Below are 19,584 nucleotides of genomic sequence, written 5' to 3'. Positions count from 1 at the left end.
TCCGAGTGTTGCGAGCGCAGGGCCGTGAGTTGCCGACGCATCTCGATAAGATCAAGTTTTCCGTGGTCTGACTGCTGTTTCAAATAGAATGGCCTGCAACCAAACGAAGCCGCCGCGTCGAATATAATGGCGCGACGGCTTCGCCACTGGGGACCCGGACTAAGGGCAATGTCCGGCCATACGAAGCTAGCGCTCCGCAGCTTCGGTGCAATCAACCTCTGGAATTAAGCTTGATGTCGCGGAGGCGGGTTAATTCTGGAACCGCGAGGCAGGAGCATTCAACGTGATCGAGCCGGTCAGACCGCCAAGGCTCACGACGCACGGACCTGTGCTCGTTGCCGCTCGACTTCCTCAGCGTCTTTATCGTCTATAGTCATTAGGGAGTTCTTGGCATCGCCGTGAACCTTCAGCAGTTCGTCGAGCTTCGCATGAATGGCCTGCGTGTCGCGGTGCTCGGCGCGCTGGATCACGAGGGTCATTCCCCAGGTCGCGAGAGTGGCAAACGAATGCCACTCTAGGCCATTGCCGAAGACGACCCAAAGCGCGGCATAAATGAGAAAGACGACGAACGCGGCTGGCCGCGAGGCAAGCACGCCGATATTTGTCAACCAGCCTCGGACTTCCTTCAGGGCCATGACGATCAACTGGCGCTGCCTTGGTCGGTTCCAGAAAGCTTACAACTCGCGATCCATTGCCGGATGTCTGCGGTTCTTCACCTTGGTCCAGTGCTTCTGACGCCCACCGCGGTACGGCCGCTCGCGATGCTTTGAGACCAGCCCCTCAAGGCCCATGCGACAGGCGGCCCGGAATAGCTCCGGGCCGATCTCGCCGCGCTCAAACGGCGCAACGGTGATGCCGTCGGGCCGGCGCGCCAGCAGCCGCGCGAGGTTCGTCTTTCGCAGGTGGAGCGGTTGGTCGCGTAGGTCGTTGCCACCAACTGCCAGCACGTCGAAAGCGTAGAGCTGGACTTCATGGTCGTGCCTGCGGGAGTGCAGGGCGTTGAAATCAGAGATACCGTCGACGCCGAGGATCACGGCTTCACCATCGATGACGAAGTGCTTCTGGCGGTTCTTCAGCGCGGCCTCGGCGATCCAGGAATAGCGCTTGGTCCAGTCGGTCCCGTTGCGGGAGAGTAGACGCACGCGCTTGTCCTCCCGAATGACCAGCATTCGGTAGCCGTCGTGCTTTACTTCATGGAGCCAGTCCGGGCCCGATGGGACCTGCTTGCCGGCCGTTGCCAGGCAGAGTTCGTATGCCATACGCATGGACCAGAAATAGGTGTTTGCGGCTAGTTTGCGAGGCAGGAACCCCGATTAGAGCTTCCCTTTTTGCATCGACGACGAAGGCGTTCGGCATCTGCGGCACATCGTCGGGATTGCCGGGGTCCATCCGATTGCAGACTGGGCACTGTTAGCCGGGAGCGCCGACAGGGCCGGCTCTCGCTACCCCAGAATGGCCGGTCAGGTGTGCTTCGCGAACCCACCGGCTGTCGCCCCATCGTGCGCAGAGCTTCACGGATCAAGCGCTTTGGCGCAGTGGCAGCGCAAGCTGCACGGCAAAGGGCCGTGTCGCATTACCCTCGATAAAGGCTTGCAGCGCAGGTGAGACGTCGATTGCGCTGTCCGTGGCTCGTTGCGCGAGCTCGTCAGCGATATCGGCCGTGGCATCTCGCGACCAGCCCTCGACGGCGTTGAACGCGACGATCCGCAAGGGATAGGCGTACTGGCCCGCGAGGATGTCGCTCAGCACGGTCTCCCGGTCGGTCTCGGCCTCGTCGGTCTCGCGCCAGGCGCAGCCTGCGCGGGCGCCGAAATCTTCCAACACGAGATAGATGTCCCGATCGAGACGATCGGAAGGCACGATCGAGGGGCCGTGACGCATTACGCAACTCCACTGCTGACTAAAGCCAACGACTGTGCGAGGTGCGGGGTTCCCCAGAGGTAGCCGTCAGAATAGCGCATCCCGGGAACGCGCACTTGTTCTGGCAAGTTGAGCGTGAAGCTGAGGAAGTGCCGTGGTTCAATCTGACGCCGACCGGTTCAAAGGCAGGGCTGAGGAATGCCGCCGTTTGGCGGAGGAGGCCATTAGCGAAGAGGACAAGGGAGCATGGCTGCGCCTAGCGGCCGAGTGGGACAAGCTTGCCGAAAGCGCGTTGCACAGGCGTGGCATTTTCGACCGTTACGAGTGAAGGTCCCGCCTGCGAAAGTCTACGATTACAAGAGGCGGACATAACTACCGCTCTCGTGCAGTTCCAGCCAGCCCCTCTCTACCGCATGCTTGATCCCTGCGCCAAACTCCTCGCCGCTAGCCTTCAGCGCGTAGAGGAACGGGGCGTTGATCTTCTCGATATGGATGCGACCGTCCTGGACGGGCTCGATGCCGGCGGTAATCTCGACCAGCTTGCGGGCAGCGGCTTCCGGATCGGCGAAAGGACGTTCGGTGGTGAGCTTCATGCGGCGGTCAGGCGGTGAGCGGTGCGGACGTGGGCGTCGAGAGTGCGAGTGGTAACTACCTCGCCGCAGAAGCAGCGCGCAATCCCTTCCGGGCGCTGTGTGGGCAACGGTAGCGCCAGATCGTGCATTTGGTGTTTCCAAGTCGTCCAGTCTCGCTCGCGGCGCCACGCCTCGAAATCGGCCTCCGTACGCGTGCCCGCCAACTCCTCCCACGCGGCGTGGAAGTCGGCGCGTGCCCCGTCAAACGTTTCGGCGATCCCAGTTCGATGTTTGCCCGGGTCAATGCCGGGGTAAAAGCCGCAAGACCACCCCCATTGCGGGGCTGAATTTGGAACGCCAGCGCGCCGGCCGATGATGCCGACCCGCACGTCGCCGAAACAGATCAGCCACGTTTCGCGATCTGGATCGTCCTTGCTGCGGCGGCGGGTAAGATTGGGCATATCGCATCAAAGCGCCATCTAATGAGGCCGGCAAATTATCAATCGATCGTGGGGCGGTATGCGGCTGAACTACTGGACCTTGGGGGTGTGGATAGTTTTGCGATCAGCCATGGGATGGATCGGGACAGCCAAGTCGCGGCGGAAAACCTGCGCCTGCGCGCCGCCCTTCGCGGCTTGGTCGACGCTTTCAAGCCGTTCACGGTGAAGCCTATGGGCGGCCCGGGCAGCGCGGTTCAGTTGGATGAGGAAGCGGAGATCAAGGCGCACGTCGACGCGGTCGCCTTATTGCGTTCCGCCGACGTTCACGCCGGAAAGTAGTTTCCAGAAAGGTGAAAAACGTTTCCGGAACGGCATTGCGATTGCTGCCGAAAGTCTGGGGACTGAACCGCGAACATGCCGATCCATTTCATGCACTGTGCCGGGATCGCGGCGGTCGTCGTCGAAGCCGACGGGACGATCGTCGCGGTCGACGACGTCAGCGCGCAAAGCAGCCAAGCTCTCCAAGATCATGCAGCCGTGCTGATCCGTTTAGAACCGACGACGATCGGTGGCGTCATGGCACTGACCAGCTAAGTCGCCAGCCTGAGGCAGTGGCAGGTGCCGGCGGACGACGGCTGGCATCAAATTCTTCTCGGCACGTTGGCGGACGCGCTCGACGGCATCCTTAAGAATGGCCGGCGGGCATCACTGCCGCCGGCCATCGCTTCGCGCTGCCTTTGGGCTGGGGGTAATCAGGCGGCGCTTGACGGCAAGCCTGCCGACCACCGATTAACAACCCGCTAACCAATTCTGGCAGGCTCTGGTTATTTCGCGGGCAACAACGCGGCGGGCCTGTGCTGCTGCTCGCTCTTCGTTGAGTGCGAACGGCGCGGGAGCTGCGGGACCGAAGCGGTCCACAGCCTTACTGTTGATGGGCTGACAACTGCGATAATCCTGATAAAGCGAGCAGCCGAGTAGGTAGCGCTATGCCATCCATCGGAGAGTAAAGATGACGTCGCAAGGTACGGAGACAAGTGAACCCATAACGGTACAGAAGGCCATGTGTTCACAATGCGGGGGTGAACGGAATTGCGATACTAAGGGCAGTATGGTCGAAAGCTGGGATGATGCCGGCGGAATGGTCTGGGGGCAGACCACATGGTCCATCTTACAATGCAGGGGGTGTGAGCACGTCTTTTGTCAAACGGTCAAAGTCTTCTCTGAGGACTATAATCACGAATGGGATGCTGCGACCCAGCAAGATGTCTTGGTCTACGACGAGAAGATAGCCTATTGGCCTGCCATCTCTAAGCGCAAGTCACCGGACTGGTTCGGCCCAATCGGATTTATCGGCGCTCATGATCGCTTGTATGACGCGATGAGAGAGCTGTATGTCGCGCTTGATAACGACCTAGTTCGATTGGCATCCGCGGGCGTGAGGACTGTTTTTGACATTGCGTCCGAACTACTCGGTGTGAATGCCGATCTGACATTCAAAGAAAAGCTTGATGAACTGGTCGCATCAAGTCGTATCAACGCCGTCGATCGCGAACGCTTAGAGGCTTTGACGGAGGCTGGCAGCGCCTCAATGCATCGTGGCTGGCTCCCAACGCCGTCCGATTTGTCAACGATGGTTGATATCCTAGAGCACTTCGTTCATCGAACTTTCGTTGCGCCTGCGCTGGAGGCGAAACTTACTGAAAAAAGCGCCACTCTACGTCAAACTGTGCCGGCCCGAAAGCCACGCCGAAAAGCGAAAAAGAAGTAGGCATGGGCCGGGATCGGTTTGCGAGAGGGCCGGATTGTCTTTTGCGCCTTTACCGGCTCAATGGCCGAGCAAAAGTGATCACGAGACCACCCCCGTCCCTTGTGAACGCCTGACATTCTACCGTCGCAACGTGGAGATACACGCTGGCCAATTCGTTCTTATCCTTCAAAGCAGCGCGGTGACACCGATGCGCCGCCGCCTCCAGTGTGGTCGGATCGATGCCGGTGACGGCGTTTCCCGCCGTTGCAGCAAGAGTGAACCATTCGTTCGGCGGAAAGCCGCTCGCGTCCCAGTTCAGTGAGACGTAGGTCACGAACTTGGGGTCGCAGATCAGGACCATGTCGGGGCGCTTGAAGAAAACGCTGCCGCCGGACGGTGAGAAGTGATCGAAATGCGTATTCGTTCGCTCGATGATCCGCGCCGTTATTTTCTTGCATTCGGGGGTTTCGGCCGAGCGCTCGCCGGCCTTAACGGCGTTGACGGCGATCAATACCAGAAATGCTGAACAAAGAAGGGCGGCTGATGACTTAGAACTCATCTCGGATCACATCAAAAATCGTCAAGCTGAGCAATTGGCCATCGCTCAGTCGCCGGCTTTCCGTCTTCCCAGAATTTGTAGAGAATGCCCTCCCACATGACGAAAACGGATCGGAATTTTTCACGTGCAGCCGAGGTGCTCTCGCGGATGATTGGCAGACCTTCGGCTGTGTAGGCACCGTAGCAGCTAAGATTTAAGTAGATCACCAGACTGACGTCGGAGGAATAATCTTTCGCTACTTTCTTTGTGACGACACGATCTAGGGCCGCCGGAATAGCCTCAAACCTCCTCCGCCAGTTCTCGACCGGGTCGGGTTCCAGAGAAGGGAGATCGATCTCGTCACCGCGCCGACGCCCGTCCATATCAGCTTCTGTTACCTCAAATTGCTGGTTCGTCTGCATGTCGGTCTGCACTTCGAAGTCGGGCCGCGCGTGTGGCACGAGCCGCACTAGTCGCGATGAAAGCGCGTTCGCGACCTTGCCAGCTATCCAAGCGTCACGCAGGAACGCCAACCCTCCTTGGCGAAAGAAAATATGACGAGGAAGAGGTCGTATGATCGCGTCGACACGACTGCGGAACGCGCCGGGGACCATCCATTCTGAAAGCTCAGCCTTCCAACAGTCGAGAGTTGTCTTAGGTACTCGATCTATCTCGCTGTCGCTCATTTTCAACCTGAGGAGTTCACGCCTGAGGGGCGCCTCTGACCGCGGCGCGACCATCAACAATGCGAAGTAGGTGGTTCGCAAGAAGGACGATCTCCATCGCTTCGTTGGGATCATTCAGGTCCACGTCTCGGTGTGAGTGCGGATTTTTGTACGATCCAATTGCGCCGGCAAACAGCGCCGATCTTGCTAGCCGCTCGCTTTTTTCAACCGACTTGTCTGTCAGAGGGCCGGTCTCTTCGTGGAAAGCGCGCCGCATTAAATCCGTGCCGAGATCAGCCGCCGAAAAATCGCCGGCCTCGCGGACGTAAACCTCAACTGCTTTCATCGCCTGAAAGACAGCTACATCGTACTCGCCGCGCAGATAGGCAGACCACACGGATTGGGCGATCCGGGGGTGCAACTTCTCCCTTTCGATCCGACGAGAACGCGCGAACGTAGTGACGTCAGACGGCGAAGCCATGATTTCGGCGCGACGGCTAAAGCGCTTCCAGCCGTGGCTTCCGTTCGTCCCTGAAGCTGGGACTAACAACCCTTGCACCTCAAGCCAATTCCAAGCCTCAGCTATCGCCAATTCGATCTGATCCTGCCTGGATCGATCAGCGTACGAGCCTGAATGGGGATGGTGGTTGAACAAGCCACTCAGGAAGTTCGTTGCATGGACATTTCCGTTTTGCCGCTGCGCCGAAAGGGCGATCAGAAGATAGCTTGCCAGTTCCTCGGCCTCTAGGCTGAGTAGATAGTCGACGTCAGGGAGTAATTGAGGAAGTGAGGTCATCTTACGCTGAGGCTCAATTCGAGGGGCAACTTAGCAGCGCTGGCTGCTTATTTTTGCAAGCCCAATCGTGGTAGGCCGCCCAACCCTGGGCGGCTGCGCCGATCGCGCCGAAGATCGTGAAGATAGCAACTACAATGGCGAACGCGGATTGGCCGCGGGTCAGATCAACTCGACGCCCAATGATTTCGACCGGCTTTCCATTCCAGTGCAAACGCCCGTCGTTGTCGATGCCAAGACCGTTCGTTTCGGAAAGCGCGATAGGTCTAACGCCCTTTGGCCACTGGCTCTTGTCGATCGTCTGAAGGGGCACGCGTTCCAGTTCGGCTTCTCGCTCCGCGTTTTGGCGCCGCGTTCTTTCGTCGTCTGTTTCCAACTTCTCGCCTTTCTTCTTTTCGCGCGCACCTGACCGGGTGAGGCCCCCTTTCACCACGGCAGCCACGGCTTCGTCTGCTTGTCGGTGAACTTCAGATAAGGCCCGAAGGCGACCGTCAGCTGCGCGGGCTGTTGGGCCAGCCGCAGTTCGATCTGGTATTTCTGATCGATCAGCGCATCTCGGTTAGCCGTTGCAAGATCAGCAAGCATCGCATCGGAGTAGGTTAGGCAAAAAGCGAAGTCCCGATGCAGGGAGTTCAAGTAATCTTGGACGTCGCTGCCGAATAGGAAACGCGCGCCAGCTTTCGCGGTCAGCAAGTCGTTGAAGTTTTGACCGGTGACCTTTCCGCTCGATTGGAACGCTCCGACGGCCCGTTCAACCATTTCAACCACCTTCAGCCGGCGGTCGAAAAGATCAAGCATCAGCTTCCGGCGAGCCGTGACAAATTGGAAGTAGGCAATCGCCGCGCCGGCGATGGCAACGATCGTCGTGATAATGCCTAACCCGAACGTCATGCTTCTGTAGCTCGCGCCACCACTGCGCAGCCGCGTTTCAATGCCACCTCGAATAGTTGCTTCAGGCCCGGGTCGGCAAGGACGGCATCGCCCGGCAGGAAGTCATCCACGATCTGCCAATCGAAGCCGCTGCCAGGTTCTGGCAGCTTCGTCGGATCAAGCACGTACGCAGCGCGTCCGGTGCCTTCACCAAAAGCGCCCCGTTCCACGAATTTTTGAAGTCGGTTCATTCTGTTCCTCTAAACGTCGGCGCGGCCCGACAGCTGAAGCATTCGCTCGATTTCTTCGTTCGTCAGATCGTCGACGGTGGGAGCGGCGCGCCGGCCGCGCCGCTGGTGGGAGATGTCATCATCGATCCAGAGATGGAGGATGAAGTGGTGGTTCGGGCAAAGGAACTGGTGCTCGTGGTCAGCGGCGGGAAAGCCACGGTCGAACTGTTCCCCCAATGGTACGACATGGTGAGCCTGAGCGATGGACTGAAACTTGCCGCAAACAAAGCAGGCCTCGCGACGCCTAGGTTCGAAGGCCATTCGGGCAGCAGCAATCCACGCGCGTTTCCGATTGGCGTACTCGATCAGATCGGCGGTCCCAAGGCGATGGGTCATGGTTCTGATGCCGCGGGCCGCGCGGCGAGAAGCTTCAGCGCGATCGGTTCGACGTCTTCGCGCCAGTAGTCATCACCGTTCGGAAGGACGCTTCCCAGCATGCCGGAAGAGTAGACGGCTGGCTCCGGGCGGCCGGGATAGGCCGTCCAGCGGGCGTTGGTCGGGGTATGGGTCACCCCGTTTTCGTCGACCCGAAACTGATCTTCTGTGACCCGCGTCCGCGCCATGACTTGCCCCCCGGTTGCAGGCACCGATACTACACGCGATACCGCGAACCGGGCATGCTCCCGGTGCCGTTTTCCACGTCAAATCTCAGGGGACCGGCTGGGGGGCTTCAATACGACCCGACGCCGGCGCTCGCGGCCGTCAGCGGACTACCTGAACAAGTTCATCGCCCTTCCAACCCCGACGATCCAGAGACCGGCCCACATCAGCGAGGTGATCGCAATTAGTGGAATGAACACGACGAAGACAGCGACCTTTGCGAGCCGTCTGGGATACAAACTCGCGTAGACCGCAGCATTCTTGGTGATGAAGATCGGCCACAGCAGAAGCGTGAGGATCGAACTCAAGACCCGCTTTGTCAGTTTAAGCCCCAGTGCATCTGTTGGATCACGTTCAACGGCGGCCGGCCCCTATCGGGGGCGTCCAGGGCCTGGTCGTCCTTCGTCGGGACCGAATACAGCTTTTGAACCCACCGGATCGATGTACTGTCCGGTGTCGTCACGTACAGCTGTAGGCAGAGGATGTAGCTGTCGTTCTGTTCTCCCTTGCTCCGCCGAAACCGGAGTGCGTTGCCGTCCTTCACCCAAGGATAACGCTCCACCACGTTCGCGTGCACAGGCAAAATGTCTCCCGGCTTTACGACGATCTGGGTCGGGTTGAAGACGATCGATTTGGCGAAGCGGCCATCGCAGCCAGTCTTAGGATCGGTGACCAGCACCAATTCTCCATAGATTTCGGTGATGACCGCCGCGCGGTTTCCCGAATTGATGAACGTGAATTGCTGATCCTGATCCAGCAGCAAATCGCCCTTATCGGGCCGCACTGCCAGCGTGCCGTCGACAACGACCCGGATGTCGTCGCGTTGGATTAGCAGCGTGCGGTAGGCCGTGAACCCGGTGATGCACAGGGATATCACCGCAATTGCCCAACCAGCCCAATCGAGCCAGTGCTTCTTTGGCTTGCCTTCCGATGCCTCACGCCTGCGATCGTGCCAAGCCAGCCAGTCTTCGGCGAAGCCGATCGTCATTTGCGTCGTGCCGATCGTAACCGTGCCGGCAGGGCCGGCGTCGGTTTGCGTCAGCCTATTGCGCACGTTCAGGGGACTTTGCGTTTCCAGTTCTTCGAACCAGCGTCTGGCTTCGTCCGGCTGCGCCGGCGACCATCGCGACGCTTCATAGGGAAAGCGATCAGCCTTCATCGAACTCCAACCTTCGGTATCCGGTCGCCGGAACTTCCCGTTTACCGGCGCTTCAAGCAATCGTTGCGCCCAACCAGCGGCGAGAACAGAACTCGCCCGTCCGCGCCCTTGTAGAAATACTGCACCTCACCGCCCAACCCGACGAACGCTGCGAGTGCTTCCATGCTGCACACCGAATTTCGCGTGTAGTCTTCCACCTGCGCAGCCCAGTTCTGCATGGTTATGCCGCGCGCCGCCGCCGTCGCCTCTGCTTCGGCAGCGGATGAACTCATTGCAGCCACGTAGACGAGGCGCGGTCCCGCAACCGCTACCGACACTATGGTGAGGTTCGCGCTGGCTTTCATCGGCAGTGTCGGTGCCACCGCGGCTTGTGCCGATCGCGCGTAGTCGCAAACGTTGGTCTTGGTGTATTGGGAGAAGCACTCAGGGCCGTCTTCTGCCGCAAAGGCCGTTGAACAGGGCATCAAGGCGAGTGCTGCCGCGGTCAGAACGGCGGCCGGAACTGTCGTTCGCATTGGACTGGCGCGCCTTCCTTTCAGGGTTGGTGCTGCTCAACAATACCCGCAGCGTCGCTGTCCGGGCATGCTCCCGACACCATTATCCCCGCCCAAATCTCCGCTAGCGTCCGGAAGATGTTGGTAGCTCCGTTGGTAGACTGGCAATTCGAGAATAGACTTTACAATAAAATTCAATGCCTTAGATCGATTTAGCAATCCCCTCAGCCGCACCAGCTTTTGCCGCACGGCTCTCACCTCGAATTCTTCGGCGCGCTGCTTTGCTGGAAGTGCTCGGCGTCAGCGATCTTCACCCACACATGCTTCGCCTGCTCGAACACCGATCTGACGGGAGCGGGGTAGTTCGGGTCCGCGATCGCACCGACGGCAACGGCGATCATCGCGGGTAGATTGTCGGCTTTCCAATAGACCGTCGAACCGCAGTCGGTGCAGAAATAGCTGCGGACCTTGCCACCGCTTGCGGCAGCGCGGACGAACTCCTTCGGCGTCCCTGAGAACGTGACGGCGTCAGCTGGATAGAAGGCGCCGACGCCGAACGGCGCGCCGGTTCGGCGCTGGCAGTCGGTGCAGTGACAGGCAACGACGAGACGCGACGGCCCCGGAAGCGACAGCGCAAGCGCGCCACAACTGCATCTGGCATCAATCATCGAAAACGCTCCTCCGTGGCAAGGCAGACACGATCAGGCAATTGATCCAGCTGCCAGAGCCCGAGGCTCTTGTCGCGCCAGCCGCCACCGCCCTCCTCGCAACGCTCGCTGATCAGCGCGTGCGGCGCCGGCCAGTCGAACGGCGGCTTCTCCATGTTCAGCGCCCGCCAGTCGCCATCCTCGCAATCGCGATTTGCCTCCCATTCCGGAAAGGTGGTGGCGAGCAGGAAGCGCGCGCCGCTCATCTGAAATTGCGCGAGGGCGCGATCGATATTCGCAAAGCTCAGATGCACCAGACAGTCCCGGCAGAGAATGACATCCGCACGCGGCAGTGCATCGCGCGTGATGTCGGCAACGAGAAACCGGCCCGACGACCCGCCTGCCACACGCCGGCGGTTGGCCTCGATCAGCGACGGCACGATGTCGATGCCGGTGTAATCGACATCGAGCGTCATGCGGCTGATCCAGCCGGCATCGCCGCAGGGCGCGTCGAGCAGCGAGCGGGCACCGAGGCGTTGCAGCAGTGGAGGAAGCCCCTCTCGGATCGCGGCGGTCGCTGGGTCCTCAGAGCCGAGGCCGGAGACGGAAGTTGGCGCGCCCCAAAGGTTGGTCCGCTCGATGCGTTCGAACCGGGCGGCGAGATCGAGGTCCGCGAAATTCTCGCGGTCGGCGAGGAAACGTTGGTGGGCGAGCACGGGAGGACGGTGGGCGGTCATCGGGTGAGCCTCTAGGCAAGTCGGAAGCCCAGTGTACAGGCGATTCGAGCCTCCGGAATCGCAGCGTGCCATCCGATCTGATCGTTAGCGTTGGGCAGAGTCGGAGACGCTGATCCGATGGGGGTCGGAACCAAAGCCGTGCGTCGCTCGTTCTCGACCCATGCGGATCAGGGAAGAAAATCGAAACATATTTTTGCTGGCGAGCGTGACGCTGTGCTGTGGCGTCGTGGCCGGCACAGTTGCGCTGTTCGAACCGGCGCCAGCACCGACTCCTGCAAAGCAGGTGGCCGAGCGGATGGCAATCGACGCCACCGCTCCGACACCGGTTCGGGTGGTCGGCGCACCCTTCGAGCCCAACGTCAATCCGCGCCAGCGATAACCATCACGTCGGCGATGCCTCCGTGCCCTTCTCGGGCCGGCCATGGGCCCGCGCCAATTCCTCGACGAACGCGATCACCTCCGCCCGCTTGTCGGGCGGCAGCGACAGGAACGCGCGGACGAGCCTTAAGCCCTCCGCTTCGTCCACCCGTTCGTCTTCGTCATTCATCCGACCAATGTCGGGCGATCGGGAAAAATATGCAATCCCTTTCAAACGACCTTGATTCGGCGCGGCCGCTTTGCTGGAATGGAGCGCGGCAGAGGTGGATCATGAAGTGGATCAGGGAACGCGACGCACTGATCGCGCAGACACTGGCCTTCGTTCAATCGGTGACGGGCAAAAAGGATGATTTCCTTCAGCCGGCCGCGCTGTCGGATTCGCCGGCGGCGACCGTCGAGACCGCCCCGGTCGAGATCGGACCGCTCCAGCCCGCTCCGCAGGCTCAGTTCGTCAAGCTCCCGCCGGCACGGACAAGCGGCGATTTTCGCAGCGAGATGCAGGCCCGGATCGCCAATTTCCGCAAGCATCAGGAGCGGTTCGCGCGCGAGCGCGAGGAGTATTGCGCGGCCACCCTGAGCAAATTGCGCGCCGCCATGAGCGACGCCTCCCCCCGCCCACCGGCCGAAAAGTAGGGCCGGCGCTCCAATCGGGGCTTACAGCCAGGACCACACCAGCCAGAGATTGGCCGCGCAGGCGCCAAACAGCGCCAACGTCAGGGGCAGGAGCATGTGCCCGCAGGAGGTTTTCAGGTCGCTCGTCATGGCCGAAAACATCCGCTGATTCCAGCCGGAGAGTCCCAGGGATTCTTTTTTTACGGATTCAGGACTCGTTTACGACTCAGGACACGAACTGCCCGATCACGGCGCCGTGATCGACCAGCCGGCCGGAACCCGTTCCGCGCAAAGTCGTTAACGGGCTTTCCTGGAGCGGGAAGAATGCCCTACGCCCTGTTCTGCAACGACGCCCAGATCAGCAAGGCCTATCCGAGCGAGTCCGACGTCTGGAAACTCGCGCAGCGAAGTGGTCTCGTCGTGGACGTGACCGCGGACGACGAGCGGCCGGGACCGCGCCGGGTGCTCGACAATGACTACGAGATCGCGCCCTGCCAGGCAGCCCAGGGCGAGGACCCCGCCAAGAACAAAGCTGAGGCCGAGCAGCAGTCGAGGATGGAGCTTGAGCTGAACACTTGAGGTCCGGAGCTCCGGGGCGGGAAACCTGAGCGAAGGCTCAGGGCGTCGCGGTCGCGAGAGACGCCTGCTCGCCCGCCAGGGCCACGCAGGCCTTCCGGCGATGCAGCCCGCGGATCGCGCCGGTGACCTTCAGCACCTTGCCCGACGGACAGGAAGCGTCCTTGACGAAGGCCACCTCGTAGGGCGCCAGCATCAGAGGCTCGGATTTAAGGATTGTCTGTGCAGAGCACGGCAAGCAGATGACGCACGCGAGCACCCCTGCCGACACCAAGATACGCATGTTCGTCGTCCCACCAGCCCGGCAATTCTCATATAACGCGTTCCGGAGCGAGTTCCGTAAGCGGCAAAAATTATTTTTGCTTTACCCCGCGGCCATGACGCGCGTGAGAAGACGCGCGCCGGAACGTTTGCTTGCAAGCGATGCGCCAGATGGTTGACGCAAAGCGAACAACAGGCCGGCGAGCAAGAGGCGGGCAAACGAAAGGCCGGCGGGAAAGCCGGCCTTGTCAGATCGCGTCGTTGGCAGAGGTCAGTAGCGCGACGCCGACGGACCGCCCCAGCCGAACCGGTAGTTCACGCCGACCTTGACGGTATGTTCATCCTCCCGGCCGCGGACGCCGACGATATCGGCTGGGCCGGAGGTGAAGGTGGTGCTGCCAAAGTTGTAATACTGATACTCGGCCTTGGCCGACCAGCTCGGCGCGAACATGTATTCGAGGCCGGCGCCGACGGTGTAGCCGTCCTTGCTGTTGCCGGTGGTGGTGAAGGCCTGCGGCACCCCGGCGATGTTCACGCCAAGGCCGTTATTGCGCCAGGCATAACCGCCCTTGGCGTAGAGCAGCGTCGGTCCCCAGGTGTAGCCGATGCGACCGGTCACCGACCCGAGCTGGTCGGTGTTGGACGTCACCTGCGTGCCCAGCGGGAACGTGACGCCGTTGTTGTTGGTCGGCAGCCAGGAATACTGGGCCTCGATACCCACCACCCAATTGGGCGCGAACTGGTAGTCGAAGCCGCCCTGCACGCCGCCGAGGAAGCGGGCATCGCTCGACTGGAAGCCATTGTCACCGGCAAAGGCGCCGCCGACATGGCCGCCGATGTAGAAACCTGTCCAGTTGTAGATCACCTGTGGCGGCGTATAGGCCGGTGCCTTGGTGTAAGGGCGCGGCTGCATGTCGGCTGCAGCGGCTGGCGCGGCCAGCGCCAGCAGCGCGACTGCACCGAGCAAAATCGTTTTCATGATCATCCCCGTTCTCTCAAATTCGACCCTCCGCAAACAACGTGGCGTGAATTTGGTTGCTTCGCGGCGATGCCGGAACGTTGATCGTTCGTTACTGTGACGGGTTGGCAACAACGCGATTTTGTTCCGTCACGTCCCTTGCGCCGGCCGTTCTCGTCGTCGGCGCAGGGCGAGCCGTAACGATTTGTCGCGAGACGAAACCGCCCGTTCAAAGCTCGCCAAGATGTGATCCAGCGGCTCCGGCGCGGTCTGTCCTATCATGAGGCGATGAAGGCGGGCTTTGCGCTACCGCGTCATCTTTTCCAGTTCCGGAAAGGGTGCGTAAACCGCACCGGCACAGAGCTCGCTCGTCCGATCGATAACGCGGTCGCTCCGCCCGTTGACGAAAATCACGGCGCGCTCGCGCATGCCCTTGTAGCTGCCATCGGTCTCGCGCGGGGTGAAATGCAGGCAGCTCACGTAGAACTGGCGCCCGCCAACTTCGCGCAGCACCGGATCGGCCATGCTGGCGTCGCGCACCCCGACCGGGTTGTTCAGATAGCTGCGCATCAAGGCCAGCGTGTCGCTGCGGAAGTTGTCGGGAAACGGCTGCGGCCCTCCGGCCTGGGTCCCGCCCATCAGCGTTGGACGGTCACCGTCGCTGCCGAAGCATGCCGCAAGCGCCAACGGCAACGCCATGATCACTGCATATCTCGCCAATCGCCCCACAGGCACCGCTCTCCGCTCGATCAGACTCGGAGGTGTTCTAGCCCCAAGCTTCCACGAACCCAAGCCTGCATGATCTAAGCTTGCACAAAGGGAATTCGCTTGCAGCGGCGCAAACGGCGCGCCGGTCCGCCGCCGACACCTCGGGCTTTCGCACGAGGCATGGCGAACGGACCGGGCCTGAACTCCGCACGCGGCGGCGGGGCAATGCCAGGGATGCCGCCGCGCGGGATCAGTGGTCAGTTGCGCTTGTCCGATGTCGCCGGCTTGGTCACGTCCGGCTGCGCCTTCAGCGATTCCTTGGCCGTGACCTGCTTGTGGTGATGGCGATGCTTGCGCACGGACTTGTGCTCGTCGGGCGTGGCGGCGGCGTTGGCGTTCATCGCGTTCGACTTGGTGTCCACCTTGGCATTCGCCTTGACGTCGGAAGCCTTCGTGTCGGGCTTGACGCCCGCATCCGATTTGACCGCAGTATCCGCCGCCTTGGTCTGGCTCTGGTCCGCCTTGATCACCGGCGCGGTCGTGGTGGTCTTGCCCGCCTCGGCGGCGAAAGCCGGGGCTGCGATCACGGAGGCTGCGAGCAAGGCTGCGGAAATGGTCTTCAACATGGTTGGTCTCCTCTGGGAAGGATCTTGAGGCGGCGCCCTCTCGTCACCCCTTCGATCGTAAGTCCGAGCCTAGAGAGCAGCCACTGAACCCAGTCTGAAGCCCATTGCGGGCTCCCGTTCATCTCGATGACAAGTTTGTCATCTGCGCCGGGACGAATAGATCGTGCGAAGCGGGAATGTTTTTGCCCCATGGGTGTTCCGGTCTTCGGGCAATCGTGTAGGATCGCCACGTTTCATACGGGAGAACATCAATGCGCAGACTCTCAACGCTTCTGGTGCCGGGACTGGTCTCGATGGCGCTGGCGGCCGGGCCGACGCTGACCAGCGCCTATGCCGCCGGCAGCGATGAACCTTCGCCGCCGCCGAAGTCGGACACTTCGACCAAAAAAGGCAAGAAGAAGAGCTCATCCGTCAGCGATCCCAAATTCGTGGCGGCCTATCGCGCCGCCTACACTGCGATCTACGACCGTCACGACTACAACGGCGCGATCGACCAACTGAAGTCGCTCAAGCGCGACGACGTTGCCGATGTCGCGAACCTGATCGGCTACTCCTATCGCAAGCTCGGCGATTACCAGTCGTCGAAGGCCTATTACGAGCTGGCGCTGAAGGACGATCCGAACCACGTCCGCACCTGGCAGTATTACGGCCTCTGGCAGCTCGAGCAGGGCAACCGCGAACAGGCGCAGTACCACCTGAACAAGATCGCCTCGCTCGCCGGCACCGACAGCTCCGAATATCGCTCGCTCGCCGCCGCGCTCGACAGGCCTACCGGCGCGACGCTGGTCTACTAAGACATCACTATTTGAATGAAGCGAGCGCGCACAACCTTGGGGTTGTGCCCGTTCCACTTTCTCGGCTAGCCTTGCGCAGCATCCCTCGCAATTGGTGTGCAATGGATACGTGGCTGCGATCCGCGATCGACTACATCGGCTCCTGGATCGAATTCCAACAGAGGACATTCCAACAGCCCGGCGTCATCATCGCCTTTGCCCATCGCGGCGAGGTCGTCGCCGAGCACGCATTCGGCCTTGCCAATCTCGACACCGGCGAGAAGCTCACTCCGCGGCACCGCTTCCGCATTGCCTCGCACTCGAAGAGCTTCACCTCCGCCGGCATCATGAAGCTGCGCGAGCAGCGCAAGCTCCGACTCGACGATCCGATCGGTCAATACGTCGGCGGCCTGCATCCGCGCGTGGCAGAGACGACGATCGCGCAGGTGCTCTCGCACAGCGCGGGACTGACGCGTGACGGCGCCGATTCAGGCCAGTTCATCGATAGCCGGCCCTATCTCGATGCGAAGGAGCTGCTCGCGGAATTGAAGCTGCCGGCCGCAATCGAGCCCGGCACCCGCTTCAAATATTCCAATCATGGCTTTGGCCTGATCGGCCTCGTCATCGAAGCCGTGACCAAGGAGCCCTACCCTGTCTGGATCAAGCGCGAAATCGTCGAACCCGTGGGCTTGCGTGAGACCGAACCGGATGCGCCGCTTGCCAAGAGCACGCCGTTCGCGCGCGGCCATACCCGAAAGCTGCCGCTCGGCGAGCGCTGCGTAATCCCCGGCGACAATCCCGCGCACGCCATGGCGTCCGCGGCGGGCTTCGTCGCGACCGCCGGCGATACCGCCCGTTTCTTCGCGCAGCTCGCGCCCAATGCGAAGAAGAGCGTTCTCTCGGTCGCGAGCCGCCGCGAGATGACGCGACACCACTGGCGCATCCCGCAGAGCTTCGAGGGCTATTACGGGTTAGGCGTCAACGCCGGCAAGACCGACGGCTGGGACTGGTTCGGCCATGGCGGCGGCTTCCAGGGTTACATCTCCCGGACCTGCTCCATCCCCGCTTGCGAGCTCGCGATCAGCATCCTCAGCAATTCCATTGACGGCGCGGCGCCATTCTGGATGGACGGCTCGATGCAGATCCTGCGCGCGTTCAAGACACGCGGCGCGCCCGACCGGCGCGTGCGCGACTGGACCGGCCGGTGGTGGACGATCTGGGGAGCCACAGATCTCGTGCCGGCGGGCAACCGCGTGCTCGTCGCCAACCCGCAGTTCAACAACCCATTCATGGATGCCGCCGAGATCGAGGTCACCGGCCGCGACAGGGGCAAGCTCGCCTGGGCCGCCGGTTACTCCAGCCATGGCGAGCCGGTCCGCCGCGTCCGGGACAAGCGCGGCAAGGTGAGCGACATCTGGATCGCCGGTGCCAACGTCAAGCCTGCAAGCGTCGTGGCGCGCGAGATCGCGCGCCGGTATCCGCCACGCAAGCGGCGGCCTACTCGCGGATAAGCGCCTCGACCTCACTGCGCATCGACTGCCGCGAACCGTCGCGCGAATAAAACATGTGGCCGCCGGGATAGACGACGAATTTCACGCGTTGCGTAACGAAGGCCGGTAACTGGTCGAGCACGCGCTTCGATCCGAAATAGGGCGTGGCGAGATCGAACAGGCCGTGCGCGACCAGCAGGTTCAGCTTTGCATCGGTGGCGAGAATCTGGCGCAGTTCCGACACCGATTGCGGCGGGTTGAGGCCGCGGCCGAAATCCCAGTGGCCCTCGACGCTGCCGTTCAGGACTTCATAGGAGCCGTCCGGCCGCCAGTTGAGCTTGCGTGTCAACACGTCGACCGCGGCACTCGTCAGCGGCGCCTGGAGTGCATCGCCCGAGGGGTCGCCGAAGCGGGAGCTGCTGGAATCCGGGTAGGGATCGAAGCCGCGCACGGAGCCGTCGTAGCGTCCCGTCACCTTGCCGTTCTTGCGATCGAACTCGCGGCGGAATTCACCGACGTCGAGCCGGCCGGCGAGCCTGCGGCTCACCGCCTGGTCGATGCCGGTGAGCTCGGCGACTTTGTCGGCCAGCCGGTTGGTCGCCTCCTTGTCCGCCTCGCCCTTGACGAGGTCAGCCAGGAATTCGCCGCGCGCGTAGGCCTCGACGTCGGCGAGATCGGCGCGCGTGACCGGTGCCTTGGCTTCGCGCGCCACCGCGACATAGCTCGGCAGCGTCGCGACATATTGCAGCAAGCTCGTGCCGGCGAACTCGCGGAAGTCGAACAGCGGCGAGACCAGGATCAATCCCCTGACGCCGACTCCATGCTGCAGCTGCAACTGGCGCACCACCTTCGGTCCGCGAATCCCGCCATAGCTTTCGCCTGCTACGTATTTCGGCGAGATCAGCCGGTCGTGCTTCTCGAGCCAGCGGCGGATCACCAGCGCGATCGAATTGGCGTCGCCGTCGACGGAATAGAAGGACTTGCGCGCGTCCTCGCCGCTGGCGACGAAGCGGCTGTAGCCGGTGCTGACGGGATCGATGAAGACGAGATCGGTGAAGTCGAGCCATGTCTCCGCGTTCGGCTTCACCTCGGGCGAGGCGGACGGCGACAGGGCTTCGCCATCGAGCGGCAGCCGCCACGGCCCCGCGGCGCCGAACTGGAGCCATGCCGAAGATGCGCCGGGCCCACCGTTGAACAGGAAGGTCACGGGGCGCGTCGCGCGATCGGCACCGTCGAGCTCATAGGAGGTCACGGCGATGTCGGCCAGCGGGTCGCCCTTGCCGTCGAACACGCGGATCGAGCCGGCGGTCGCGGCGAAGTTGAGAGTGCGGCCAGGCAGATCGAGCGTCTGCTTCGTGGTGGAGTCCGGCGGCAGACGATGCAGCTCGGCCGCCGACGGCGAACCAGGCGCAGAGCTTTGCGCGCCACCGCCACGCCCGCCTTTCTGTCCGGCCGGCGATGTCGTCTCGGAGCGCGGCTGCGGCGGATCCTCCGCGCGCGCCCATCCTGCGAAGGCGAAAGCCGACACCGCCATCACCAGCATCGCGTGGCGGAGCGCCGGCAAACTCAATACCATGATCGTTCTCCGTGCCCGGCTCTGAAGGCCGGTGCGCACCGATCATTAGCCAGGAATTGCGACGGTTTGGGGGATCATGGGTTCGGCGGCGCATGGAGAGGTCTTTCGGGCCCGAAGCGCTCCCGTTTCGTCCTGAATCGGGATGGGGCAATCCCCCGTTTGCCTTGAAAGGCGGTCCTCCTCGACAATCCAGGCCCAGGTCGTATAGACGAGC

30 protein-coding genes are annotated in these 19,584 nt (G+C 61.9%); 9 read left to right on the top strand and 21 right to left on the bottom strand.

Annotated features, from left to right (window positions below):
- Positions 1 to 311: 311 nt before the first annotated feature.
- From IVA92_RS17500 to IVA92_RS17480, 5 genes are all read right to left on the bottom strand, one after another.
- On the bottom strand, positions 312 to 635 hold the full coding sequence (locus IVA92_RS17500) for a low affinity iron permease family protein (RefSeq protein WP_247280959.1): 324 nt from the start codon (positions 633 to 635) through the stop codon (positions 312 to 314).
- Positions 636 to 674: 39 nt separating this feature from the next.
- Positions 675 to 1,265, bottom strand: a complete 591-nt coding sequence (locus IVA92_RS17495; RefSeq protein ID WP_247280912.1) for an RNA ligase family protein — start codon at positions 1,263 to 1,265, stop codon at positions 675 to 677.
- A gap of 253 nt (positions 1,266 to 1,518) precedes the next feature.
- On the bottom strand, positions 1,519 to 1,881 hold the full coding sequence (locus IVA92_RS17490; RefSeq protein WP_247280911.1) for a hypothetical protein: 363 nt from the start codon (positions 1,879 to 1,881) through the stop codon (positions 1,519 to 1,521).
- A 332-nt stretch (positions 1,882 to 2,213) separates the two neighbouring features.
- Entirely contained in the window at positions 2,214 to 2,453 is a 240-nt protein-coding gene (locus IVA92_RS17485) for a hypothetical protein (RefSeq protein WP_247280910.1), read from the bottom strand.
- Positions 2,450 to 2,893: a hypothetical protein gene (locus IVA92_RS17480; protein WP_247280909.1), complete on the bottom strand. Its 444-nt coding sequence runs from the start codon at positions 2,891 to 2,893 to the stop codon at positions 2,450 to 2,452. The genes IVA92_RS17485 and IVA92_RS17480 overlap by 4 nt, the downstream gene beginning before the upstream one ends.
- A 114-nt stretch (positions 2,894 to 3,007) precedes the next feature.
- Here IVA92_RS17480 and IVA92_RS17475 point away from each other — a divergent pair, with 114 nt between their 5' ends.
- The 3 genes from IVA92_RS17475 to IVA92_RS17465 all read left to right on the top strand — a co-directional run bounded on the left by IVA92_RS17475 (position 3,008) and on the right by IVA92_RS17465 (position 4,640).
- On the top strand, positions 3,008 to 3,211 hold the full coding sequence (locus IVA92_RS17475; protein WP_247280908.1) for a hypothetical protein: 204 nt from the start codon (positions 3,008 to 3,010) through the stop codon (positions 3,209 to 3,211).
- A gap of 75 nt (positions 3,212 to 3,286) precedes the next feature.
- Positions 3,287 to 3,466, top strand: coding sequence for a hypothetical protein (locus IVA92_RS17470; RefSeq protein ID WP_247280907.1), 180 nt, complete (start codon positions 3,287 to 3,289; stop codon positions 3,464 to 3,466).
- Positions 3,467 to 3,980: 514 nt separating this feature from the next.
- Positions 3,981 to 4,640: a DUF4145 domain-containing protein gene (locus IVA92_RS17465; protein ID WP_247280906.1), complete on the top strand. Its 660-nt coding sequence runs from the start codon at positions 3,981 to 3,983 to the stop codon at positions 4,638 to 4,640.
- Between the two features lie 49 nt (positions 4,641 to 4,689).
- Here the strand turns inward: IVA92_RS17465 and IVA92_RS17460 are convergent, their stop codons facing one another.
- The 5 genes from IVA92_RS17460 to IVA92_RS17440 are packed head-to-tail and all read right to left on the bottom strand — an operon-like array spanning position 4,690 to position 7,506.
- Complete coding sequence (locus tag IVA92_RS17460) at positions 4,690 to 5,130, bottom strand: hypothetical protein (protein ID WP_247280905.1); 441 nt, start codon at positions 5,128 to 5,130, stop codon at positions 4,690 to 4,692.
- A 59-nt stretch (positions 5,131 to 5,189) separates the two neighbouring features.
- Positions 5,190 to 5,843 carry a hypothetical protein gene (locus IVA92_RS17455; protein WP_247280904.1) on the bottom strand — a complete coding sequence of 218 codons (654 nt, stop codon included), beginning with the start codon at positions 5,841 to 5,843 and terminating at the stop codon, positions 5,190 to 5,192.
- Between the two features lie 16 nt (positions 5,844 to 5,859).
- On the bottom strand, positions 5,860 to 6,618 hold the full coding sequence (locus IVA92_RS17450; protein WP_247280903.1) for a TIGR02391 family protein: 759 nt from the start codon (positions 6,616 to 6,618) through the stop codon (positions 5,860 to 5,862).
- A gap of 13 nt (positions 6,619 to 6,631) precedes the next feature.
- Positions 6,632 to 7,057 (bottom strand): hypothetical protein, encoded by a 426-nt coding sequence (locus tag IVA92_RS17445; protein ID WP_247280902.1) that lies wholly within the window; start codon positions 7,055 to 7,057, stop codon positions 6,632 to 6,634.
- Entirely contained in the window at positions 7,042 to 7,506 is a 465-nt protein-coding gene (locus tag IVA92_RS17440) for a hypothetical protein (RefSeq protein ID WP_247280901.1), read from the bottom strand. Before IVA92_RS17440 ends, IVA92_RS17445 begins: the two co-directional genes overlap by 16 nt.
- A 56-nt stretch (positions 7,507 to 7,562) precedes the next feature.
- On the opposite strand from IVA92_RS17440, the gene IVA92_RS17435 reads away from it, so the two are divergent.
- Positions 7,563 to 8,180 carry a hypothetical protein gene (locus IVA92_RS17435; RefSeq protein ID WP_247280900.1) on the top strand — a complete coding sequence of 206 codons (618 nt, stop codon included), beginning with the start codon at positions 7,563 to 7,565 and terminating at the stop codon, positions 8,178 to 8,180.
- A 305-nt stretch (positions 8,181 to 8,485) separates the two neighbouring features.
- Here IVA92_RS17435 and IVA92_RS17430 read toward each other — a convergent pair whose 3' ends face one another.
- From IVA92_RS17430 to IVA92_RS17410, 5 genes are all read right to left on the bottom strand, one after another.
- Positions 8,486 to 8,683 (bottom strand): hypothetical protein, encoded by a 198-nt coding sequence (locus tag IVA92_RS17430; RefSeq protein ID WP_247280899.1) that lies wholly within the window; start codon positions 8,681 to 8,683, stop codon positions 8,486 to 8,488.
- A gap of 11 nt (positions 8,684 to 8,694) precedes the next feature.
- Entirely contained in the window at positions 8,695 to 9,534 is an 840-nt protein-coding gene (locus IVA92_RS17425; RefSeq protein ID WP_247280898.1) for a hypothetical protein, read from the bottom strand.
- Between the two features lie 41 nt (positions 9,535 to 9,575).
- The gene (locus IVA92_RS17420) at positions 9,576 to 10,049 is read right to left on the bottom strand and encodes a hypothetical protein (RefSeq protein ID WP_247534277.1); all 474 of its coding nucleotides are present in this window, start codon (positions 10,047 to 10,049) and stop codon (positions 9,576 to 9,578) included.
- A 233-nt stretch (positions 10,050 to 10,282) separates the two neighbouring features.
- Positions 10,283 to 10,696: a GFA family protein gene (locus IVA92_RS17415; RefSeq protein ID WP_247280896.1), complete on the bottom strand. Its 414-nt coding sequence runs from the start codon at positions 10,694 to 10,696 to the stop codon at positions 10,283 to 10,285.
- The gene (locus IVA92_RS17410; protein ID WP_247280895.1) at positions 10,693 to 11,412 is read right to left on the bottom strand and encodes a class I SAM-dependent methyltransferase; all 720 of its coding nucleotides are present in this window, start codon (positions 11,410 to 11,412) and stop codon (positions 10,693 to 10,695) included. Before IVA92_RS17410 ends, IVA92_RS17415 begins: the two co-directional genes overlap by 4 nt.
- A 160-nt stretch (positions 11,413 to 11,572) precedes the next feature.
- Here IVA92_RS17410 and IVA92_RS17405 point away from each other — a divergent pair, with 160 nt between their 5' ends.
- The gene (locus IVA92_RS17405; protein ID WP_247280894.1) at positions 11,573 to 11,791 is read left to right on the top strand and encodes a hypothetical protein; all 219 of its coding nucleotides are present in this window, start codon (positions 11,573 to 11,575) and stop codon (positions 11,789 to 11,791) included.
- A 3-nt stretch (positions 11,792 to 11,794) separates the two neighbouring features.
- Here IVA92_RS17405 and IVA92_RS17400 read toward each other — a convergent pair whose 3' ends face one another.
- Positions 11,795 to 11,959 (bottom strand): hypothetical protein, encoded by a 165-nt coding sequence (locus IVA92_RS17400; RefSeq protein WP_247280893.1) that lies wholly within the window; start codon positions 11,957 to 11,959, stop codon positions 11,795 to 11,797.
- Between the two features lie 101 nt (positions 11,960 to 12,060).
- Here IVA92_RS17400 and IVA92_RS17395 point away from each other — a divergent pair, with 101 nt between their 5' ends.
- Positions 12,061 to 12,423, top strand: a complete 363-nt coding sequence (locus tag IVA92_RS17395; protein ID WP_247280892.1) for a hypothetical protein — start codon at positions 12,061 to 12,063, stop codon at positions 12,421 to 12,423.
- A 303-nt stretch (positions 12,424 to 12,726) separates the two neighbouring features.
- Positions 12,727 to 12,981 carry a hypothetical protein gene (locus IVA92_RS17390; RefSeq protein ID WP_247280891.1) on the top strand — a complete coding sequence of 85 codons (255 nt, stop codon included), beginning with the start codon at positions 12,727 to 12,729 and terminating at the stop codon, positions 12,979 to 12,981.
- Positions 12,982 to 13,018: 37 nt separating this feature from the next.
- On the opposite strand, the gene IVA92_RS36050 is transcribed toward IVA92_RS17390, so the two are convergent.
- From IVA92_RS36050 to IVA92_RS17370, 4 genes are all read right to left on the bottom strand, one after another.
- Positions 13,019 to 13,261 carry a hypothetical protein gene (locus IVA92_RS36050; RefSeq protein WP_346015482.1) on the bottom strand — a complete coding sequence of 81 codons (243 nt, stop codon included), beginning with the start codon at positions 13,259 to 13,261 and terminating at the stop codon, positions 13,019 to 13,021.
- 249 nt (positions 13,262 to 13,510) lie between these two features.
- On the bottom strand, positions 13,511 to 14,218 hold the full coding sequence (locus IVA92_RS17380; protein WP_247280890.1) for an outer membrane protein: 708 nt from the start codon (positions 14,216 to 14,218) through the stop codon (positions 13,511 to 13,513).
- 285 nt (positions 14,219 to 14,503) lie between these two features.
- A complete protein-coding gene (locus IVA92_RS17375; RefSeq protein WP_247280958.1) occupies positions 14,504 to 14,899 on the bottom strand; it encodes a hypothetical protein in 396 nt (131 codons plus the stop codon).
- Between the two features lie 263 nt (positions 14,900 to 15,162).
- Positions 15,163 to 15,531, bottom strand: a complete 369-nt coding sequence (locus IVA92_RS17370) for a hypothetical protein (RefSeq protein ID WP_247280889.1) — start codon at positions 15,529 to 15,531, stop codon at positions 15,163 to 15,165.
- A gap of 251 nt (positions 15,532 to 15,782) precedes the next feature.
- Between IVA92_RS17370 and IVA92_RS17365 the strand changes: the two genes are divergently transcribed.
- Both IVA92_RS17365 and IVA92_RS17360 read left to right on the top strand, forming a co-directional pair.
- Entirely contained in the window at positions 15,783 to 16,325 is a 543-nt protein-coding gene (locus IVA92_RS17365) for a tetratricopeptide repeat protein (protein ID WP_247280888.1), read from the top strand.
- A 101-nt stretch (positions 16,326 to 16,426) separates the two neighbouring features.
- Positions 16,427 to 17,815 (top strand): serine hydrolase domain-containing protein, encoded by a 1,389-nt coding sequence (locus IVA92_RS17360; protein ID WP_247280887.1) that lies wholly within the window; start codon positions 16,427 to 16,429, stop codon positions 17,813 to 17,815.
- Here IVA92_RS17360 and IVA92_RS17355 read toward each other — a convergent pair.
- A complete protein-coding gene (locus IVA92_RS17355; protein WP_247280886.1) occupies positions 17,802 to 19,370 on the bottom strand; it encodes a peptidase S10 in 1,569 nt (522 codons plus the stop codon). The two genes, IVA92_RS17360 and IVA92_RS17355, sit on opposite strands and share 14 nt — an antisense overlap.
- Positions 19,371 to 19,584 lie beyond the last annotated feature (214 nt).

Origin of the sequence: Bradyrhizobium sp. 154 (genome assembly GCF_023073875.1) — a bacterium.
Taxonomy (GTDB): Bacteria; Pseudomonadota; Alphaproteobacteria; order Rhizobiales; family Xanthobacteraceae; genus Bradyrhizobium.
Note: the sequence above shows the minus strand (reverse complement) of the source record. Positions and strands in the feature narration are given on the sequence as shown.

Excerpts from the sequence above, each read along its gene's own strand:
- IVA92_RS17490 (WP_247280911.1), bottom strand. The coding sequence starts at position 1,881 with ATGCGTCACGGCCCCTCGATCGTGCCTTCCGATCGTCTCGATCGGGAC.
- IVA92_RS17395 (WP_247280892.1), top strand. The coding sequence starts at position 12,061 with ATGAAGTGGATCAGGGAACGCGACGCACTGATCGCGCAGACACTGGCC.
- IVA92_RS17465 (WP_247280906.1), top strand. The coding sequence starts at position 3,981 with ATGGTCGAAAGCTGGGATGATGCCGGCGGAATGGTCTGGGGGCAGACC.
- IVA92_RS17360 (WP_247280887.1), top strand. The coding sequence starts at position 16,427 with ATGGATACGTGGCTGCGATCCGCGATCGACTACATCGGCTCCTGGATC.
- IVA92_RS17425 (WP_247280898.1), bottom strand. The coding sequence starts at position 9,534 with ATGAAGGCTGATCGCTTTCCCTATGAAGCGTCGCGATGGTCGCCGGCG.
- IVA92_RS17455 (WP_247280904.1), bottom strand. The coding sequence starts at position 5,843 with ATGAGCGACAGCGAGATAGATCGAGTACCTAAGACAACTCTCGACTGT.
- IVA92_RS17470 (WP_247280907.1), top strand. The coding sequence starts at position 3,287 with ATGCCGATCCATTTCATGCACTGTGCCGGGATCGCGGCGGTCGTCGTC.
- IVA92_RS17485 (WP_247280910.1), bottom strand. The coding sequence starts at position 2,453 with ATGAAGCTCACCACCGAACGTCCTTTCGCCGATCCGGAAGCCGCTGCC.
- IVA92_RS17480 (WP_247280909.1), bottom strand. The coding sequence starts at position 2,893 with ATGCCCAATCTTACCCGCCGCCGCAGCAAGGACGATCCAGATCGCGAA.
- IVA92_RS17365 (WP_247280888.1), top strand. The coding sequence starts at position 15,783 with ATGCGCAGACTCTCAACGCTTCTGGTGCCGGGACTGGTCTCGATGGCG.
- IVA92_RS17410 (WP_247280895.1), bottom strand. The coding sequence starts at position 11,412 with ATGACCGCCCACCGTCCTCCCGTGCTCGCCCACCAACGTTTCCTCGCC.
- IVA92_RS17390 (WP_247280891.1), top strand. The coding sequence starts at position 12,727 with ATGCCCTACGCCCTGTTCTGCAACGACGCCCAGATCAGCAAGGCCTAT.
- IVA92_RS17405 (WP_247280894.1), top strand. The coding sequence starts at position 11,573 with ATGCGGATCAGGGAAGAAAATCGAAACATATTTTTGCTGGCGAGCGTG.
- IVA92_RS17475 (WP_247280908.1), top strand. The coding sequence starts at position 3,008 with ATGGATCGGGACAGCCAAGTCGCGGCGGAAAACCTGCGCCTGCGCGCC.
- IVA92_RS17495 (WP_247280912.1), bottom strand. The coding sequence starts at position 1,265 with ATGCGTATGGCATACGAACTCTGCCTGGCAACGGCCGGCAAGCAGGTC.
- IVA92_RS17500 (WP_247280959.1), bottom strand. The coding sequence starts at position 635 with ATGGCCCTGAAGGAAGTCCGAGGCTGGTTGACAAATATCGGCGTGCTT.
- IVA92_RS17400 (WP_247280893.1), bottom strand. The coding sequence starts at position 11,959 with ATGAATGACGAAGACGAACGGGTGGACGAAGCGGAGGGCTTAAGGCTC.
- IVA92_RS17380 (WP_247280890.1), bottom strand. The coding sequence starts at position 14,218 with ATGAAAACGATTTTGCTCGGTGCAGTCGCGCTGCTGGCGCTGGCCGCG.
- IVA92_RS17450 (WP_247280903.1), bottom strand. The coding sequence starts at position 6,618 with ATGACCTCACTTCCTCAATTACTCCCTGACGTCGACTATCTACTCAGC.
- IVA92_RS17370 (WP_247280889.1), bottom strand. The coding sequence starts at position 15,531 with ATGTTGAAGACCATTTCCGCAGCCTTGCTCGCAGCCTCCGTGATCGCA.
- IVA92_RS36050 (WP_346015482.1), bottom strand. The coding sequence starts at position 13,261 with ATGCGTATCTTGGTGTCGGCAGGGGTGCTCGCGTGCGTCATCTGCTTG.
- IVA92_RS17415 (WP_247280896.1), bottom strand. The coding sequence starts at position 10,696 with ATGATTGATGCCAGATGCAGTTGTGGCGCGCTTGCGCTGTCGCTTCCG.
- IVA92_RS17440 (WP_247280901.1), bottom strand. The coding sequence starts at position 7,506 with ATGACGTTCGGGTTAGGCATTATCACGACGATCGTTGCCATCGCCGGC.
- IVA92_RS17420 (WP_247534277.1), bottom strand. The coding sequence starts at position 10,049 with ATGCGAACGACAGTTCCGGCCGCCGTTCTGACCGCGGCAGCACTCGCC.
- IVA92_RS17355 (WP_247280886.1), bottom strand. The coding sequence starts at position 19,370 with ATGGTATTGAGTTTGCCGGCGCTCCGCCACGCGATGCTGGTGATGGCG.